At 41.3% G+C, this 17,888-nt stretch carries 17 protein-coding genes; 3 read left to right on the top strand and 14 right to left on the bottom strand.

The genetic code is table 11. The annotated features are described in order from the left end of the window. Positions 1-5: 5 nt before the first annotated feature. The 6 genes from EHO65_RS17290 to EHO65_RS17265 form a co-directional block, all read right to left on the bottom strand. Positions 6-737, bottom strand: coding sequence for a hypothetical protein (locus EHO65_RS17290; RefSeq protein ID WP_135775797.1), 732 nt, complete (start codon positions 735-737; stop codon positions 6-8). Positions 738-1,021: 284 nt separating this feature from the next. Continuing rightward, complete coding sequence (locus EHO65_RS17285) at positions 1,022-2,083, bottom strand: mannose-1-phosphate guanylyltransferase (RefSeq protein WP_100707728.1); 1,062 nt, start codon at positions 2,081-2,083, stop codon at positions 1,022-1,024. After that, positions 2,084-2,959, bottom strand: coding sequence for a hypothetical protein (locus tag EHO65_RS17280; RefSeq protein WP_135775796.1), 876 nt, complete (start codon positions 2,957-2,959; stop codon positions 2,084-2,086). Next, positions 2,960-3,211 (bottom strand): RNA chaperone Hfq, encoded by a 252-nt coding sequence (hfq, locus tag EHO65_RS17275; RefSeq protein ID WP_008592014.1) that lies wholly within the window; start codon positions 3,209-3,211, stop codon positions 2,960-2,962. It abuts the gene before it with no gap. Between the two features lie 6 nt (positions 3,212-3,217). Continuing rightward, positions 3,218-4,099 (bottom strand): tRNA (adenosine(37)-N6)-dimethylallyltransferase MiaA, encoded by an 882-nt coding sequence (gene miaA / locus EHO65_RS17270; protein ID WP_167482058.1) that lies wholly within the window; start codon positions 4,097-4,099, stop codon positions 3,218-3,220. Between the two features lie 20 nt (positions 4,100-4,119). Next, the gene (locus EHO65_RS17265; RefSeq protein ID WP_135775794.1) at positions 4,120-4,554 is read right to left on the bottom strand and encodes a TIGR02300 family protein; all 435 of its coding nucleotides are present in this window, start codon (positions 4,552-4,554) and stop codon (positions 4,120-4,122) included. A 113-nt stretch (positions 4,555-4,667) separates the two neighbouring features. On the opposite strand from EHO65_RS17265, the gene EHO65_RS17260 reads away from it, so the two are divergent. Beyond that, on the top strand, positions 4,668-5,414 hold the full coding sequence (locus tag EHO65_RS17260; RefSeq protein WP_135775793.1) for a pyridoxine 5'-phosphate synthase: 747 nt from the start codon (positions 4,668-4,670) through the stop codon (positions 5,412-5,414). Between the two features lie 156 nt (positions 5,415-5,570). Here the strand turns inward: EHO65_RS17260 and EHO65_RS17255 are convergent, their stop codons facing one another. Next, entirely contained in the window at positions 5,571-6,449 is an 879-nt protein-coding gene (locus EHO65_RS17255; protein ID WP_135775792.1) for a hypothetical protein, read from the bottom strand. A 133-nt stretch (positions 6,450-6,582) separates the two neighbouring features. Here EHO65_RS17255 and EHO65_RS17250 point away from each other — a divergent pair, with 133 nt between their 5' ends. Then, positions 6,583-8,403 carry a S41 family peptidase gene (locus EHO65_RS17250; RefSeq protein WP_135775791.1) on the top strand — a complete coding sequence of 607 codons (1,821 nt, stop codon included), beginning with the start codon at positions 6,583-6,585 and terminating at the stop codon, positions 8,401-8,403. 39 nt (positions 8,404-8,442) lie between these two features. Then, positions 8,443-10,059, top strand: coding sequence for an L-aspartate oxidase (gene nadB, locus EHO65_RS17245; RefSeq protein WP_135775790.1), 1,617 nt, complete (start codon positions 8,443-8,445; stop codon positions 10,057-10,059). 2 nt (positions 10,060-10,061) lie between these two features. On the opposite strand, the gene lsa25 (EHO65_RS17240) is transcribed toward nadB, so the two are convergent. The 7 genes from lsa25 (EHO65_RS17240) to EHO65_RS17210 form a co-directional block, all read right to left on the bottom strand. After that, positions 10,062-10,748 carry a surface adhesin Lsa25 gene (gene lsa25, locus EHO65_RS17240; RefSeq protein WP_135775789.1) on the bottom strand — a complete coding sequence of 229 codons (687 nt, stop codon included), beginning with the start codon at positions 10,746-10,748 and terminating at the stop codon, positions 10,062-10,064. 10 nt (positions 10,749-10,758) lie between these two features. Beyond that, a complete protein-coding gene (gene omp85, locus EHO65_RS17235; RefSeq protein WP_135775788.1) occupies positions 10,759-12,273 on the bottom strand; it encodes an Omp85 family outer membrane protein in 1,515 nt (504 codons plus the stop codon). A gap of 242 nt (positions 12,274-12,515) precedes the next feature. After that, positions 12,516-13,202, bottom strand: a complete 687-nt coding sequence (gene lsa25 / locus EHO65_RS17230) for a surface adhesin Lsa25 (RefSeq protein ID WP_135775787.1) — start codon at positions 13,200-13,202, stop codon at positions 12,516-12,518. Positions 13,203-13,212: 10 nt separating this feature from the next. Beyond that, complete coding sequence (omp85, locus tag EHO65_RS17225) at positions 13,213-14,736, bottom strand: Omp85 family outer membrane protein (protein WP_135775786.1); 1,524 nt, start codon at positions 14,734-14,736, stop codon at positions 13,213-13,215. Positions 14,737-14,963: 227 nt separating this feature from the next. Continuing rightward, positions 14,964-15,443 carry an acyl-CoA carboxylase biotin carboxyl carrier protein subunit gene (locus EHO65_RS17220; RefSeq protein ID WP_135775785.1) on the bottom strand — a complete coding sequence of 160 codons (480 nt, stop codon included), beginning with the start codon at positions 15,441-15,443 and terminating at the stop codon, positions 14,964-14,966. Continuing rightward, entirely contained in the window at positions 15,440-16,915 is a 1,476-nt protein-coding gene (locus EHO65_RS17215) for an acetyl-CoA carboxylase biotin carboxylase subunit (protein ID WP_135775784.1), read from the bottom strand. The genes EHO65_RS17220 and EHO65_RS17215 overlap by 4 nt, the downstream gene beginning before the upstream one ends. Beyond that, positions 16,912-17,709, bottom strand: coding sequence for a lysophospholipid acyltransferase family protein (locus EHO65_RS17210; protein WP_135775783.1), 798 nt, complete (start codon positions 17,707-17,709; stop codon positions 16,912-16,914). Before EHO65_RS17210 ends, EHO65_RS17215 begins: the two co-directional genes overlap by 4 nt. Positions 17,710-17,888: the final 179 nt, after the last annotated feature.

Here is a 17,888-nt window from a genome sequence, read left to right as displayed (position 1 = left end):
CTCCTTTAGAAACGGGTGAATCCGTAGTAATAAAAATACGATCCAGAACCTAGAAAGATTACAACTTTCGAGAAAAGCGGATCGCGTTTCCTCAGTATCCAGTCCAATCCGCCAAAAAGCAAACCGAAAACGGCGAGCGAAAATCCGAGCAAATAAAAATCCATGTACGCATACCAGATCCCAAGAGCGGATACAAGACCTAAGGAATAGTCCTGTAAATCTCCCCAGATCCTTCTTTTGATCCTGGTCCATAAGGGCTCTTTTTTCTCCCTTTGGAAAAATCTTTTCCAGGATCTAGGATTTCGATCTATTCCGAAAATATGATCGTACTTGGTAGAAATTTCCCAAGGTTTAGGAGTCCTTCTCTCGGGTCCTCCCAATGGTTCTGGAGAAACACCGTACGCCCCACCCAAAATCTGTAGAGCGTCCTTGTCTGGAAGAGAAGATAATAAGTCTCTAAAAGGTGCGAATCTGGAATAAAGAGGATAAGATCTGCCTGTGGTTAGGTCGGTCTCTTTTAGGATGGAGCCATCCCGAATAGTAGAAACATAAATGCGGCCGTTCTCTCCGGCGACTTCCAATGTAAGCCTGATCTTACGATCATGAAAATGAAAGTCGGCTTGGAGAATATCTCCATCCGGAGTTTTAGCTTGGTAGGATTTCGTATATCCTTTGGCTGGAGGAAACTCAGGTTTCCACCAACGTCTTAAAAGAGAATAGTCCTGGAAGGAGGCCATACAGCAACATGATCGGCCAATTTCGGATTTTGCTTTAGGCTTTGCTGGTTGCTAATTCGATTCGGGAGAGCTCCCGATCAAGGCAGGTGAGGCAAAAAGACCGGGTCCTCGATTGGAATTCCCGGTCTTTCAAGACCTCAGATTAAGATATCTTATTTGCCTTTCTTCTTATGACGATTCTGTCTTCTCTTTTTCTTCCTCTTATGAGTCGCGATCTTTCTTCGCTTTCTTTTTTTACCGGAAGGCATTCGGTTCTCCTGTTAGGTTCCTAACCTGCCAGGAAATTATTCGGTGTACTTTTGTAAACCTTTATTTTTACGGATCTCGGCTACCATATTCTTGATATCACCTATTCCTTCTTTAGAAGCGATGAAAAGAACATCTTCCTCTTCAACTACAACGATATCCTGTACTCCAAGTAAGGCAGTGAATTCTTTTCTAGTTTGAGTGACGTTGTTTCCGGATTTATAAAATAGAATTTCTTTACCGATATGACGATTGCCTTGGTTATCTCCAGGTAATACTCTTTCCAACGATAGCCAAGAGCCTACATCGTCCCAAGAGAAACTTGCTTCTACCATTCTGATACGAGCACTCTTTTCCATGATGGCAATATCAACCGGTTCGGAAGGAAGAAGTTTGAATGCTTCTCCCAGATCTCCCATCTTCTTGAATGGAAATCTATCTTTAAGAGGTTTTAAAATTTTAGGAGAATGTTTTTCAAACTCATCCAAGATCAAACTTGTCTTCCAAAGAAAGATCCCTGGGTTCCAGTAGAAGTTTGCTTTTTTAATATACTTGATCGCAGTTTTTACGTCCGGTTTTTCGAAGAAAGATTTTACTTCGAATCCATGTTTAGTCGGTTTTCCGGAAGCGATATAACCGTAACCTACTTCAGGACGATTCGGTTTGATTCCTAATAAAACTAAATGTTCGTCAGCTTCTTTCAAAGCTTTTTGGATACTCTTGGCAAATTCTTTGTCTGAATTCACCCATGCATCCGCAGAAAGTACAACTTGGACCGGATCACCAAACTTCTCCTTAAAATATAAAGAAGCAAGAGCTATGATTGGTGCTGTGTTTTTTCCTTCAGGCTCGATGATAAAATTATTCTCTGGAAAACTTCTTTCCTGAGCAAGTATCGCTTTTTTTAAAGTAGCGTTTGTTCCTATAAACACTCTATCAGGACTTGTAATCGTATAAGCACGATTCAAAGTCTCTTTTAAAAGAGTATTTTTAGAATACACTTTCTGGAGTTGTTTAGGAGTGGAAACTCTGGATCTTGGCCAGAATCTTTCTCCTTTTCCCCCCGCCATAATAAGTACGACTGGTTTGTCTTGTGTCATTTATTCCACCTCTTTGGGTTTGGGGGCGGACTTTTTCTTACTCAAAGATTTAGGATCTCCAAAAACGGTATCGGAAGGAAGAAGTAGTATATCCACATTCTCTCCGATATTATCGTATAGTAGGAACTCTTTCATATCCGGATTCTTCTTTAGAAAATCCTTATATTGTTCCCATTTCTTTTTGGAAATTGCAAGTTTTGCTTCTTCTTGTATAGAGTAAGATTCCGCCTTTTTTAAGGCTTCTATTCTTTCTAACTTTTTAGCCAAAATATAGTTAGGATTACGGAAAATATTCGCGATGAGTATCGGATCCGGAATATCCAGACTGATAATGCGAACCGATTCTATCTTAAGCCAAGGAAGTTCATTTGAGAGAATTCTCACAATGTCGTTCCTTAGAAAAGCGGAGATAGAATCCTTGTTTAAGTTTATATTTTTCTCATCTTCTATCCCTGCCCTCAGTTTGGACTGGAAAATATTAGAGAGATATTTTGCTCTTCCTTGGTCTGTCTTTCCTCCGGAGAGAAAAAACTTTTTGGATCCTTCTTCCTCTAAGTGAAAGGATAGATCCAGTTTTGCTCTGATCTTACCTTCTTCCGATTTTTCTGAAAATAATCCGGAAGAAAGATCATGATGGATCTCCAGCTCTAAAGCCAAAGAGTTTAAGGATTCCTTGCGAACGGATTTTTCCCAGAACTGGATCACTGCCGGTTCATAGGCAAAGCCCGGACCACGAACAAAAGAAACTAACTTGGAATCTTGTTCCCAGACAAGCAGGGCTTCTCCTTCTTTTATAAAAAAAAGCGGATAGGATACCAGTAGGATCCCCGCTAATATAAATAGAATGAAAAGTGCCCGGCCTATCTTTCGGAACATTTAGGCGGAAGGAGCTTCTTTTGCTGCTTCTTCTGTATAAAGTTTAATTACTTTGGAAGGAATGATCGTGGAGATCGCGTGTTTGTACACCAAACTCTGCTTATTCTCCTGCTCAAGGACTATAGTAAAATTATCAAAACTTACCACTTTCCCTTTTAAAGGAACTCCGTTTAGAAGATAGATGGTCAATTCTAGTTTTTCTTTTCTAGCCGTATTGAGCAGTTGGTCCTGTATATTATTTTTAGCAGACATAGATTTTTATCCGTTTATATTTTTTATCTTTTTATACGCTTCATTCGGATGGATCGGTTCCAATATCTTTTGCTTTCGAAACCAAGTAATCTGACGTTTGGCGTAATTCCTATGGGACTGGCTTAAATTCCCAAAGAATGTCTCAAGATTGGACGTTCCTTTAATATTTTCAAGCGCGAAATTATAACCTAAGGACTGAAGACCGGGACAATCTTCGCCGTATTTATCTGAGACCCTTTTTGCTTCTTCAGCCATTCCGGATTCTATCATTTTTTGGGCCCTGGAATCGATCCGCTTATACAATTCTTTTCGATCCAGATCTAAGAAGAAGGCCCCAAGTATATTCAAATTTTTGGAAATTAGGGCGCCGCTCCCCTCTTCCACTTTTAGTTCGGACCAAAGAGTTCCCATCCAATTCACTTCCAAGGCTCTTCCATATCTGTAGTTATCGTTTGGAAAGATTTTTTGGAGAGCTTTAGGATCCAACTTCTGGAGTTCTTGGATCCTTTCTTCCATACTTAAGGATTCCACTTTCAGTTTTATTTCATCACTGATCTTCGGAACAGGAAACATTCCGTACAAAAAAGCATTCAAATAGAACCCTGTGCCGGCTGTTAAAACTGGGATTTTGCCTCTGGAATGTATATCATCCAAGGCTTCTTCTGCCATTATCACAAATTTAGCTGCGTCTATGGATTCGGAAGGAGATAGAAATGAAACCAGATGGTGGGGGATTTTTTCGCAGTCTTCGGAACTTGGGGCCGCAGTCCCGATACTTAACTCTTTATAGATCTGTCTGGAATCGAAGGAGATAATTTCAAAACGGGAAGGATCTAATTCTCTCACCAAGGCCGTTTTTCCGGCCCCAGTGGGAGCGGTGATGATCAGAATGGAAGGAAAAGGGGGAATTATTCCTCCTCCTCTTCCTCGTCTTCTTCCTCTTCAAGAGGTTCTTCCACAATACCTTCTTCTTCTTCGAAACCTACTTCGGCATCGTAGTCTAAGTTTTCTTCTGGAAACTCTTCTTCTTCCACCCTGGCCGCGCGGGTCCTAGATTTGGAAGGAGGACGTTTACTTTGATCGGCTCCGCATTTAGGGCAGATTTTTACTTCTTTGTTTAGATCGTAGAACTTAGTCCCACAAGTATGACAGGTAAACTTTTTACCCAGAGGATTGAGGGAAGATTTGGATGCAGAAGACTTTTTAGTCCCCGCAGGCTTGCTTGTGCTAGCAACTTCCTTCTTTTTTGCCGGAGGAGTTTTTTTCTTAGGAGCACTTTTTTTCACCGGAGGTTTGGACTTCGGTGCAGCTTTTTTCTTAGCCGTTTTCTTAGCTGTTGCCATCGGAATTGACCATGCTGGAAGACACTTATTCCGATTCAAGCAGAAAAAGCAGTCAGAAATCTAGTTTCCGCTAATTTGTATTTTCTAAGAATTGGATTCGGAATACGAGGTTTATGGTCCATCTGAGCGTAAATGTAAACAAAATTGCAACTCTGAGAAATTCCAGAGGTGGAAATCATCCGGACCTGATCTATCTATCCAAACTGATTTTGGATTCCGGCGCTCATGGAATCACAGTTCATCCCAGGGAAGACGAAAGACATATAAAGAAGAAGGACGTATTCGACCTGAGGGAGTTCCTCACGCTCTACAATCAGGATAAAAAGAAGAAGATAGAATATAATATGGAGGGGGAACCTTCTCTCCGGTTTTTAGATCTTGTTCTGGAAGCAAAACCCGACCAGGCAACGTTAGTTCCAGTTACTCCAGGAGAGATCACTTCCGATCACGGTTTTGATCTGAAGAAGGACTCTTCTGAACTAAAAACATATATCCGGAAGATCCAAAATGCAGGTATCCGGGTTTCCATATTTATGGAAACGGATTTGGAGAATCTTAAATTAGTGAAGGAAACAGGTGCGGATCGTGTAGAATTTTATACAGGTCCTTTTGCACACGCTTTCGATCATTCTCCGGAAGAAGGCAAATCAGCTTTCGAATCTTTCAGAAAAGCCGCGGAGTTCCTACAGGCTCAAAAGATCGGCATCAATGCAGGGCACGATTTGGATCATTTTAATCTTCCTCTATTCTCTCGCCTCCCCGGTTTGGAAGAAGTCTCCATCGGCCACAGACTCATGTCTTACGCACTCGAAGTCGGTTTGGGGGCCTCAGTGAAGGAATACTTAAAAGCTCTTAGTTGATTTGTTTCCCACGGAGGGCACAAAGAGTTTTTACGCGAAGCCGCTAAGGGGAAAAGAGTTCTTCTGAGATTTATAAAAGACCTTCTTTTCTTCGCGCCTTTGCGTGAGAAATAAACTCTGCGATCTTTGTGATCTCTGTGCGCTTCGTGCGAACCTTTATTTCGTCTGGGCAGGTGTTTCCGATAGTTCTTTTGCGAGTTCTTTGAAAGAGGAGTAATTCGAATCTTCTGAGAGCAGTAAGAAAGCTGCCTTTTTTAAATTTGCGGAAAGCAAAGATGCCTCAGAGTTTGTTTTGGCGAGTTCCTCCAAATTGGATTTAAAACTTAAAAGATGTTTTTTGGCGGAGACCTGGTCTTTTGTGGAGACTGCTTTTTTGAGTTCTTTCCAGGATTGTGTGGCCTTATTTCCGGAAATTAAATCTTTAGGAGTCCTTCCGAATTCTCCGCTCAAATCCCAGACTTTTCTGTAAGGATGGTTCTTCTCCAGAAATTTATAATATTCGGAAGAAGGTTTGAATGTGTTCGGTTTTGCTTTTGAGATCAATTCCTTGTCCAATCCACATTCCGCAAATACACCCTTCGTTACGGATTCCTTGGAAATGGACTGGATTTCGATCAGTTTGGAAACGGATTCCGAGGCTTCTGCAATATTCCCTTTTTTGCATGCGGAAATTGCAGTTTTATACAAAACTTCTTCCTCGTCTGCAAGAGCCGATTTTTCAGATTCCAATTTTAAAGAAGAAGTGAATGCAAGCTCCTTATAAAGTGGATCGTTCGGATCAGAATTTTTTGCCCTAACAGCGTATTCCCAAGCGGACTGATTTTCTCCCAGAGAATCGTATAAAATGGATAAATTATAACAAGCGAGTCCCCTGTCTTTTCTCAGGGATCTGCAGGAAGATTTTAATAAATCTAAAGAAGATTTTCTTTCTTCTTCCGTTCCATAAAAATCTAGGATTGCTTGCTCTTGTATGAGTTCCGACCCGAACCTTCCACCGCCTGGGACGGAAACAGAAGTGCAGTAAAAAGTTCCCACAAAGCAGAAAAAACTAAGAATACAGAACTTTTCGAAAGCCTTATAGAATAAGAGATTTCGGGGGAATAGATTGACAATGCTTGTTCGGGATGGAAAATGATCGAAAATCAACCTTGCAAAAAGAGGACCCGATTTGAAAAGCTTGAGATCCCTCTCCTTATCCTTTCTTTCAGTCATTTTATGTACGAGCATCTTCTTCTGCCAACCCTCTTCCGGAAATTCCAAGACCACGGCAGATTTCACTCTCAAAGATTTTGACAGCGTAGTCAAGACTGTTGAGGGAAACTATATAGATAAAAATATAGATAAAAACCGCGCCTATAAGGACGCAGCAGTTTTTGCACTTCTATCTTTGCCTCATGGCCTCTATCTGTATCCGGAAAGTTATTTTACCGATCGAGAAAAATACGAAGAAGCGGATGAAATTTTCCCAGGTAAACCTTTCAAACTTTCTCCGGAAGACAAATTTGTTCTATTCGATCCGGATTATAAAGAAGTGGAGAAGATCCGAGACAGAAAACTGAAAGAAGAGTCTAATAAACCTAAACTTTCGAATGACGAAGTCCTTAAGCTAGTAGAAAGGGAGAAGGTCCGTAAAAAAGTGCTTACCGCAAAATGGGAGCAGACCAATTTTTCCAAAAAAGACTTCGATAGAATTCTCGCTTATCTCGAAAAAAATCTTCAAAACTACACTACTCCTCCACTCAAAGATCCGTTTGGAGAAGAAGACCCTAAAGAAAAAGAACCGTTCAGCATCAAGGATGTATATCTAGCCGCGGCTAACGGTTATCTTTCTTCCTTAGATCCGCATAGCCAAGTATTCCTAAAAGCTGCTTGGGAAGAATCTATGGCAAAAATCGAAGACGGAAGTTTCGAAGGGATCGGAGCAATCTTAAGTGGTGGCGGTAACAAAGAAGTTATCGTAGAAAACCCATTAGAAGGAAGACCTGCTGTGACTGCAGGTGTTCGTGCTGGAGATGTGATCCTTGCTGTGGATGGAAAATCCACGAAAGGAATGTTACTCGACAAGGTAGTCGAAAGGATCAAAGGGAAAAAAGGATCCAAAGTAGTTCTAACCATTCGTAGAAAAGGAGTGGCAGGAACTCTGGCGATTGAGGTGATCCGAGATACGATCGAGATCCGAAATATCACAAGCAAGTTGATAGACAATCATCCTTATATTGGATATATCAAGCTGACTGGTTTCGTTAAATCGGATCCTTCCGTTGATAAAGAATTCGTTCAACATTTCAAAGAATTAGAAAAACAATCTACCACAAAGGGAACCAAACTAAAAGCATTGGTTTTAGATCTTAGAAATAACCCGGGAGGTTATTTGGATCTTGCAATTGATCTTGCAGATATGTTTGTGACTAACGGACTCATCGTTTCCGTAAAAAGTCCGAACAGAAGTCCTGAAGATTCTAATGCAGGCAAAAAAGATCTAACGGATCTTCCAGTTGCAGTTTTAATCAATGCAAAGTCCGCTTCCGCTTCTGAGATTGTTGCTTCTGCACTCAAACATCATGGTCGCGGTTTGATCCTGGGAGAGAGATCTTTCGGAAAAGCAACCGTTCAAAAACTACAAGAGTTAAGAGGAAACGGGGCTTATTATATCAAACTTACTCAGTCCAGATATTATGCGCCTTCCGGGAACACGATCCAAGTAGTCGGAGTTAAACCTGATGTGGATGTTTCTTCCGAAGAAGATGGAACTTTCCCATTCCATTACCGCGAAGAGAATATGTGGAACCACCTTCCTGAATTACCTTCTTCTGCTGAGGAAAAAAGCCATTTCGACGTGAAAAAACTAGAAGGCTGGGTAAAATCAAACGGACAAGCGGAGAAGTTTATCCAAGAACATAAGAACGATCCGATCAAACCTGACTTTCAGTTGATCCGTTCTATTGATTACGTAGATGCTCTTTTAAACACCGGCACAAAACGTAAGTAATATAATCTCGGCGGTGTGATAGCCGCCGGACCTGTACAAATGCCAAGAATTAAAACCGATTTTCTAGTCATTGGGAGCGGTATTACCGGTCTTTTCCAAGCTTTAAAACTTTCTAATGTTGGTCAAACTTTGATTGTGACCAAAAAATCCGATTACGAGTCTAATACCAATTATGCACAAGGTGGGATCGCTTCTGTTTTTGCCCAAGGAGACAAATTCGAGGACCATGTAACTGACACCTTGGAATCAGGAGCAGGACTATGCGACCCGGAAGCTGTACGGGTTTTGGTGGAAGAAGGCCCTCCTCTAGTCAAAGAACTTTTAGAATACGGTGTTCCATTCAACCTAAACCAAGAGGGAGAATTCGATCTTCACAGAGAAGGCGGACATGGTACAAATCGGATCGTTCATGCGCATGACAGAACCGGCCACGAGATCGAAAAAACTCTCCTACAGATCGTAAAACAAAACCCAAATATTAGAATATTAGAATACCATACTGTGGTAGATCTGATCACTCCTCACCACCTTAAAAAGAAGGGGCTGATCTGTTTTGGTGCTTATGTTCTTTCTAACCAAACAGGAGAAGTAATCCCTATCCTTGCAAAAAAAACGATCATCGCAAGCGGTGGTTCCGGGCAGGTATATTCTCATACTACAAATCCTAAAATTGCAACAGGTGATGGAGTCGCTTGTGCGTATCGTGCAGGTGCAGAGATCCGGAATATGGAATTTTATCAGTTCCACCCTACTTCTCTCTATCATGAAAAAGGAGATTCATTCCTGATCTCGGAAGCGGTCAGAGGAAAAGGTGCAGTATTACTTGGAATGGACGGAGAACCGTTCATGAAAAAGTACCATCCAATGGCTGACCTTGCTACTAGAGATATAGTCGCAAGAGCTATTGACGCAGAAATGAAGAAGTCTGGAGATCCACATGTTTGGTTGGACATATCACATAAACCTGCAGCGGAGATCAAAGAAGCCTTCCCTTCCATTTATGCAAAATGTTTAGAACTCGGAATAGATATCACCACTGATCCGATCCCGGTTGTGCCCGCGGCCCATTTTATGTGCGGAGGGATCGCAACTGACCTTTGGGGAAAAACAAGAATAGAAAATTTATTCGCAGCGGGAGAAGCTTCCTGCACAGGAGTACACGGTGGAAACCGTCTGGCATCCAATAGCCTATTAGAATGCCTTGTATTCTCCAATCGTATTGCAGAAGATATACGTAAAAATCCGCCGGAATTCTTACCGGAACACGAACAAATCCCCGCCTGGGACAAAGAGGGTTTGGTGAATACGGAAGAATGGGTATTAATCTCCCATGATCTTTCAGAGATCAAAAACACAATGTCTAATTACGTGGGAATTGTTCGCTCTAATCTACGTTTAGAAAGAGCAAAAAGAAGAATGGATTTGATTTATGCAGAAGTGAGAGACTATTATAACAGAACTATAGTCACAAATCCTCTATTAGAACTTCGTAATTTGGTTTTGGTGGCTGAATTGATTATCCGTTCCGCACTTGCCAGACATGAAAGCAGAGGATTACATTATTCTACGGATTATCCCGAGAACAGATCCCCATCCAGACATGATACAATTCTGATCAATGACCTGGTCCATGGGGATCTGCAAGCACCTCTATAAGTCTATCTTACGCAGCGAACAAAGTATCTGCTGGTTTTGCTAAAGGTTTCATCTTCTCCAAATCTATCTCTGGTGAAAGATACTGCTCTAGCTGTTTTGCCTGCTACATCTTGCTCATTAGCTGTCGAACTCCAATAGAAAGACTCTATCGTATCCGGAAATTTCAATAACATGAAGTTACGGCTATTAGAGCTTAAATATTTTAACTCTAAGAAATTCGCTACTCGCCAGTCCGTATGACCTCCTGTGTTATCACTAGCACAAGAATCATATGCTTCCGAACTACCACCTATACCTATCGGTGATACATTCGTCAGTGTTTGAGGAATCCCTATCGTATTACAAGAACTCAGATCAACACTACAATATTGTAGTTCTTTAGCTCCAAACGAACTCGGATTAGCCAGCGTCCCACTAGCTCCCCTACAATTGAAGGAACTTGCGTCTCCGCTGAACTCTTGCCCTTGGCTACAAGTCTTCCACATCAAACCGCTTGTCGCATCCGTTACGGTTCCATCTCCATTATTCGTGAAACTCTGGAAGAAAAGGGCTCCCGCGATTAAATCACTTTCATCTTCTTCACTAAAGCCGTAAGGACTACGGTCTAATTTCTCTTCACAACCTATCGCAAGAAGACTAAACGCGAATAAGGTGAATAAGGATCTTATTATATAATATACTTTTCTCATTTCTTTTTCCTTAGAACGCGTGGCTGAAGTTCACGAATAATTGTTCGTCTTCTTTGGATTTTGCCCAGTCGATCATAATGATTGTAGCCTGGTTCCAAGCGATCCTGAGTCCGAGACCATGCGAATATTTATAATCCTTAAGTCCTGCCTTATGTTCATCATCCCAAACACGTCCGAAGTCCATAAAAGGAACTAAGTTAAATGCGAAGTATTCGTCACCTACACGTAAAGATCCGAATTTCCATCTCACTTCGATATTACCCCAGCCCATCATTCTTCCTACGAAACGGTCTTGTTTGTAACCTCGGATGGTACGAATCCCTCCGAGTCCACCGATCAAACCTTCTGTTCCCCACATATTTCTATATTCGAAGAATGGAACGTCACCTTCGGACAAGCCTGCTCCAAAACGAGAAGCAATAACAAGTTTGTCGAAAACTTTAGGAAACGGACTCCAGAAAAATTTTCCTTGGGCAAAGTATTTTTGGAAATTGAAATCTGAACCGAATGATTTGCTGTTTTTCTCGAAGGTTCCCTCTAAGAAAACACCACTGTTCGGATCAGGTTCAAAGTCACGAGTATCATATACTAATGCAAGACGAACCGCGTTTACATATCCACCGTGATAACCTAAGATCTTTCCTGCTTGTGCGTCTTCAGTCAGGCGAGTTTTAGCGTTAGGCACGTTTGCTCCATAATCCATACCGAGAACCGGATCGTAACCTGGCGCTTTTCTTCCATCAAAAGTCCTGATAATATTTTCAGAAGCTTTGATACCTGCGACTACACGAACTGTTCCACCAAAGAATGATCTCTCGGTACTTAGGTTGATCATAGGAGTTTCTATGATATATCCGTTGTACATTTTATTAGTAACAACGAAGCCTGGCTGGCTTGGAATTCCGTAGTAAGTATTACCACCAAAGGAAACCGGATCCTGAGGACCTCCCGGTCGATAATAGCTAAAGTTTTTACTTTGATCAGCATACGTTGCATTATTAACGTAATCTCCACCTGGCTGGTTTCGATCAAAATAACTCAAAGTTTTTAGGGAACTTTCACCTATACCAAAATAGAGAGTGGTAGGTGTTATTGTTAGAAACGCATCCGCGCGAAGGCGCCATTGTGTATTCGCAATAAACGGCATATCCAAACTCAGCTGATGATACTGCGCGTTCTTACTAGTATTAAAATACTGAGCGAAAAATCTTACTCTATAAGGAGTATAATCGAATAACGGATCTGATTTTAAACCGTTATTATATGCATACGCACGAACACCAAAACCGACTCCTTCAAGTGGATCAGAATTGATTAGAGGGAGTCCGGTAGGATACCAGCCTTCCCGTTTAACGGCTAAGTCTTTTGCACAAAGCTGTTTCGAAGAATCCATATGAAACGGCATGTTTTTGCGAGCTGGAGGCTTATCGCATCCCGGTTCAGGGATAAAATCTTGGGCGTCTATATTGAAACTTGCTACAAAACAAATCGTTAGCACCAACGATTTAATTTCTTTAATCCTCATGTATACTCCGGATTTAAGATTTTAAGTTCGTTAGTTATTGAAGTTACAAGAGCTTATGTCAATTGAAAATTTCGAATCAGGGTTTTGGTGACCCCATTCATCACGCAAAAGTTCCCTTTCATCACAAGAGTTATGAAAAAATTATGCAGTTGTACATTACTAAAACACGTTTTCGACCCAGATATAAGGGACATATAAGTGAACCCTCGTTTAGTCAAACGAGGGCATTATAAATTTGTAAATTATCTTACGCAGCGAACGAAGTATCTACTGGTTTTGCTAAAGGTTTCATCTTCTCCAAATCTATCTCTGGTGAAAGATACCGCTCTAGCTGTTTTGCCTGCTACATCTTGTTCATTAGCTGTCGAACTCCAATAGAAAGACTCTATCGTATCCGGAAATTTCAATAACATGAAGTTACGGCTATTAGAGCTTAAATATTTTAACTCTAAGAAATTCGCTACCCGCCAGTCCGTATGACCTCCTGTGTTATCACTAGCACAAGAATCATATGCTTCCGAACTGCCACCTATACCTATCGGGGATACATTCGTCAGTGTTTGTGGAATACCTATCGTATTACAAGAACTCAGATCAACACTACAATATTGGAGTTCTTTAGCTCCAAACGAACTCGGATTAGCAAGAGTTCCACTAGCTCCCCTACAATTGAAGGAACTCGCATCTCCGCTGAACTCTTGCCCTTGGCTACAAGTCTTCCACATCAAACCGCTTGTCGCATCCGTGACGGTTCCATCTCCATTATTGATGAAACTCTGGAAGAAAAGGGCTCCCGCGATTAAATCACTTTCATCTTCTTCTCTAAACCCGTAAGGACTACGATCTAATTTCTCTTCACAACCCATCGCCAGGAGGCTAAATGCGAATAAGGTGAATAAGGATCTTATTATATAATATACTTTTCTCATTTCTTTTTCCTTAGAACGCATGGTTGAAGTTCACGAATAATTGTTTATCTTCTTTGGAAACCGCGTAATCGAACATGATGATCGTCGTTTGGTTCCAAGCAATCCTGAGTCCGATACCTCGAGAATATTTATAATCCTTGGTCCCTACCTTATGTTCATCATCCCAGATCCGTCCAAAGTCCATGAATGGAACTAAGTTAAATGCAAAGTGTTGTCCTGCAACTGAAAGGGAAGCAAACTTCCAACGAAGTTCGATATTACCCCAACCCATTGCACGTCCCACGAAGCGGTCTTGTTTATAACCTCTTAATGTAGTACGTCCACCTAGTCCGGAGATCACACCTTCTGTTCCCCACATGTTTCTATATTCGAAGAACGGAGCATCTCCTTCAGTAATAGAGAAACCGCCTCGTCCTGCCAGAACCAATTTATCGAAAACCCTAGGAAACGGACTCCAGAAGAATTTTGCCTGTGTGAAATATTTAGAATAATCGAAATTAGATCCGAAAGTTTTTGCAGCTCTTTCGTAAGTTGCTTCTAAGAATACACCTTGGTTTGGATCGGGCTCCAAATCTCTAGTATCATATACCACACCTAAACGAAGTGTGTTCACCATACCGCCATGGTAACCTAAGATCTTTCCTGAATTATAATCTTCAGTGACCTTAGTAGTACCGTTAATCGCCTTTCCACCGGAATTGATCCCGAATCCATCCAAGTAAGGATCGGTACCATTCGCAAGAGTTCCGTCAAACGTCTTTACGATATTCTGGGACATACGAAGTCCTGCTACAAGTCGGACAGTTCCTCCGACATAAGATCTTTCTCCACTCAGCATTGCAGTAGGAGAGATCAAATTATATCGGTTATATTGAGTGTCTGTCACTCTAAATCCGTTCTGAGCCGGAAATCCATTGTATACGGACCCGTTTATATCTACCGGATCTCCAGGACCACCCGGTCTAGTATAAGCCAGGTTCCTTTGTTGGTCTGCAAAGGTTGCGTTCGTATGAACCTGTCCGCCATCCTGGTTTCTATCCGTATAACTTAAAGTTTGTAGAGAAGATTCTCCTAAACCGAAGAATAACGTATTCGGATTGGCATCATAAACACCTTCACCTCGCAAACGCCATTGTGTTCCGAACACGTAAGGAGCATCGAAAGCTACGTCCTGATACTGACGTTGTTTTGTGGTATTGAAGTATTGAGCGTAAATCCTAAATTTGTAAGGTGTATATTCGAAAAACGGATCTTCTTTCTTTCCATTATTATATGCGAATACACGAATACCATAACCGATCCCTGTATTCGGATCCGAATTTAAAAGAGGTAGTCCTGTAGGAAACCAACCTTCTTTCTTCTTTTCTAGATCCTTTTTACAAAGTTGTCTTTTAGGACTGATATAGAATGGTAGATCAGTTCTTTCAGGAGGTTTTTCACAACCATCCAAAAGCCCCGGATCAGCGGATATATTTTGAGTCGTAACAAAGGCCAATATAGCAATTATGCCAATGCGAATAAGGAAATGCTTCATGCAGTAACCTGAAATTTTTTATGGAATTCGCAATGTATAATAGTGTCTGACCCAATGTCAAATTTATTCCTGGAACCTTTTCTTTTGATCCAGGGTCATGGGCTTCCAAACGAACCGTATTCTAAAATTATTATATCGCTTGTTCGAAATAAGAATTTAATTTTTAACAATACTGAAATGTTTCAGTTTTAGAAAACATTTCAGTATTAAATGAGATTGGAAATTTATTATTCGGCGAGTTTGACAAGCAACTGGTCTTGGGAAACTATATCACCTGGATGAGCGAGTACTTCTTGGACTTTAGCATCCGCACCTGCCTTCAGGGCATGCTCCATCTTCATTGCTTCCACAACTGCGAGAGTCTGTCCTTTTTTCACGGAATCTCCTGACTTCACTTCTACCTTAATGATCTTTCCCGGCATGGGACTTTTGATCTCTAAAGAAGCTGCTTGTGCATCGGAAATTTCTCTTCCTTTGATCGCAAACTGGAATGTTTTTCCTTTGGTGTGAATGAAAAGTTTCCCACTTCTAAGTAATGCTACACTTCCATCAGGCAAAGAATAAGAACCGTCTTCTTCCCCAGTCCAAGAATAATGAGTGAGAAGTGACTCCCATTTTTTTTCCGGACCAAATAGTCTGGAGGAAGAATCTCCCAGATCTAATACATATTCTTTTTCTTTCCATTGGAGTCGGAACAAACGGTTCAAAATATTTCTCCCCAAACTCCGTTCGGCCCGACGGCCTCCCATACGGAGGAAGTTTTCACTGTTCGATTCGCGAGAAAAGAAGCGGTTCTCATGAGTGCTTCTTTTTCTTCTCCGGATTCTTCCCAAACTATATTATATTTTTCTAAAAAATGGGTGTCTGTATGTCCCTTTACGAATTCAGAATGTTCCAGGATTGCCTTTAGATAATTCAAATTTGTGATCGGCCCGAATACGATTATTTCCTCTAGTCCGGCGATCAGGTTTTTACGAGCCTCTTCTCTCGTTTTTCCGATCCCAATCACTTTTGCAAGCATTGGATCATAATAAAGAGAAACTTCGGAACCGGTCACTACTCCGGAATCCACTCTTAGGTTTTGGACTTCCGGGAATTTCGCGAGTTCTATCTTTCCGATAGAAGGTAGGAACTCATTCTCCGGATCTTCTGCGTATAATCTGACCTCTATTGCATGTCCATTCTGAGATGGAGATTTTCCACCGGTGAGTTTTTCGATACTCACACCTTCAGCAATCCGGATCTGCCATTCCACTAGATCGAAACCTGTTACAGATTCAGTAACTGGATGTTCTACCTGCAATCTTGTATTCATTTCCAAAAAGTAGAAGGCGCCATCTTCTCCTAAAATGAACTCAACTGTTCCTGCACCGATATAACCAATGGAAGAAGCGGCCTTAACTGCTACTTCGCAGATCTTTTGTTTCAGTTCAGAAGGCAGATTTGGTGCGGGTGATTCCTCAACTACCTTCTGGTGTCTTCTTTGGATGGAACATTCTCTTTCGAATAGATGGATTACTTTTCCGGAAGAATCTCCGAAAACTTGAACTTCTATATGTCTAGGATTTATAATATACTTTTCTAAGAATACTCTTGCGTCCCCAAAAGCATTCCCCGCTTCTCTTTGGGCGGATTCTAATGCGGGTAAAAATTCTTCTTTGGAAAAGACACGTTTCATCCCTTTTCCGCCGCCGCCTGCACTCGCCTTGATCATGATCGGGAATCCGATCCTTTCAGCCTCTTTCGATAGAACGGAAGGTTCTTGGGAATCCCCTTCGTATCCAGGAACAACAGGAACTCCTGCCTTCTCCATGGCTGCACGAGAACGGATCTTGTCTCCCATAAGGTCCACAGTTTCTGCCTTAGGTCCTAAAAAGGAAATCCCCGCTTTAGAAAGTTCTCTCGCAAACTCGGCCTTCTCGGATAAAAAACCATAACCAGGGTGAACTGCGTCAGCTCCGGTCTCTTTAATAGCTTTTAGCATATTAGAAATTACTAAATAAGATTTAGAAGGTTCCGACTGTCCTAAATAAAAAGAAAAATCTGCGGCCTTTACGAATGGTGCATCCTTATCCGCATCCGAATATACGGCTACGGTCTCTATGCCCAACCTTTTACAGGTTTTTTGGATGCGGAGAGAGATCTCTCCTCTGTTTGCGATAAGTAGCTTTTTGATCACTTGGATTTAGAAGAGACAGGTTCCCGCACTGTTCCGATCTCGGAATCGAGTGCGATCTTTTCCTTGCTCATAGTTTCGTATAAGAAATCCCTAAAACTCTCCCAGCTCTCATGAGTCCAAGGTTCGTATCTTCCTATAAATTTATATCCTACTTTAGCAAACATAGGTTCCGTTTGGTAAGTGGTGATCCCTGATTTTAGGACTACCACTACAGGGATTTTATTCTCGTAAGCGAGTTTAACCATCCCTTTTTGCATAGGTTGTATAATTTCTGAATAAGAATTATGACCTTCGGGATAGACTATATAAGAAGTAGTGGAAAGTCCTTTGATCAAATTACGAACAGAGACCGCAATGGTAGCGGCTTTAGAAGTTTCAAAAACCTGAGAACCCATTGCTTTCATCCACCAATAGGCCACTAAAGTTTTTTTAATCACTTGGTTTGCCAGATACGGTTTGTTAACCACTAGGCAATCATAAGGAAAATCTATTTCGTTTACGTGATTCAAGAAGATCATATGACCCTTTTCAGGGATCTGCATTTCATTCTTTATCGCTAGATCCGTTTTGGTCATTTTGATGACTGCTGTTCCCCAAGTTTTAGAACCCTTTAGGAAAGAGACGTACTGCTTTTCTCGATTACCAATGATCGCATAAAAAATCCCAGCGACCATATTCGGAAACGCTACCGTAAGTACCAATCTTAAGGTTACGACATATGTGCGTAATACCAGTTTACGATACTTCGGGGAAAACCTGCCCAAACGGCTTTCCATAAACTTGAGTGGATTCATGCGAACTATGCTTTAGTACCTCCATGAACAAGGAAAGCAAATTCTTAACATATGTCAAAGGAGGAACACGAATAGAACAATCCTTCTCGGACATAACTTACGATGTTCGCTTTAAGAAGAATGAGAGTGATAAATAAAAAAACCCGTCCCCTTTCGGAAACAGGCCTCTTTATTTTTTC

It is taken from the genome of Leptospira andrefontaineae (genome assembly GCF_004770105.1).
Lineage (GTDB): Bacteria > Spirochaetota > Leptospiria > Leptospirales > Leptospiraceae > Leptospira_B > Leptospira_B andrefontaineae.
This window is presented reverse-complemented; position numbering and strand designations above follow the sequence as displayed.

What these genes read in the sequence shown, in the direction of transcription:
- nadB (WP_135775790.1), top strand. Translation starts at nt 8,443, where the DNA reads ATGCCAAGAATTAAAACCGATTTTCTAGTCATTGGGAGCGGTATTACC.
- omp85 (WP_135775788.1), bottom strand. Translation starts at nt 12,273, where the DNA reads ATGAGGATTAAAGAAATTAAATCGTTGGTGCTAACGATTTGTTTTGTA.
- hfq (WP_008592014.1), bottom strand. Translation starts at nt 3,211, where the DNA reads ATGTCTGCTAAAAATAATATACAGGACCAACTGCTCAATACGGCTAGA.
- EHO65_RS17265 (WP_135775794.1), bottom strand. Translation starts at nt 4,554, where the DNA reads ATGGCAACAGCTAAGAAAACGGCTAAGAAAAAAGCTGCACCGAAGTCC.
- lsa25 (WP_135775787.1), bottom strand. Translation starts at nt 13,202, where the DNA reads ATGAGAAAAGTATATTATATAATAAGATCCTTATTCACCTTATTCGCA.
- omp85 (WP_135775786.1), bottom strand. Translation starts at nt 14,736, where the DNA reads ATGAAGCATTTCCTTATTCGCATTGGCATAATTGCTATATTGGCCTTT.
- EHO65_RS17210 (WP_135775783.1), bottom strand. Translation starts at nt 17,709, where the DNA reads ATGAATCCACTCAAGTTTATGGAAAGCCGTTTGGGCAGGTTTTCCCCG.
- EHO65_RS17260 (WP_135775793.1), top strand. Translation starts at nt 4,668, where the DNA reads ATGGTCCATCTGAGCGTAAATGTAAACAAAATTGCAACTCTGAGAAAT.
- EHO65_RS17290 (WP_135775797.1), bottom strand. Translation starts at nt 737, where the DNA reads ATGGCCTCCTTCCAGGACTATTCTCTTTTAAGACGTTGGTGGAAACCT.
- lsa25 (WP_135775789.1), bottom strand. Translation starts at nt 10,748, where the DNA reads ATGAGAAAAGTATATTATATAATAAGATCCTTATTCACCTTATTCGCG.
- EHO65_RS17280 (WP_135775796.1), bottom strand. Translation starts at nt 2,959, where the DNA reads ATGTTCCGAAAGATAGGCCGGGCACTTTTCATTCTATTTATATTAGCG.
- EHO65_RS17285 (WP_100707728.1), bottom strand. Translation starts at nt 2,083, where the DNA reads ATGACACAAGACAAACCAGTCGTACTTATTATGGCGGGGGGAAAAGGA.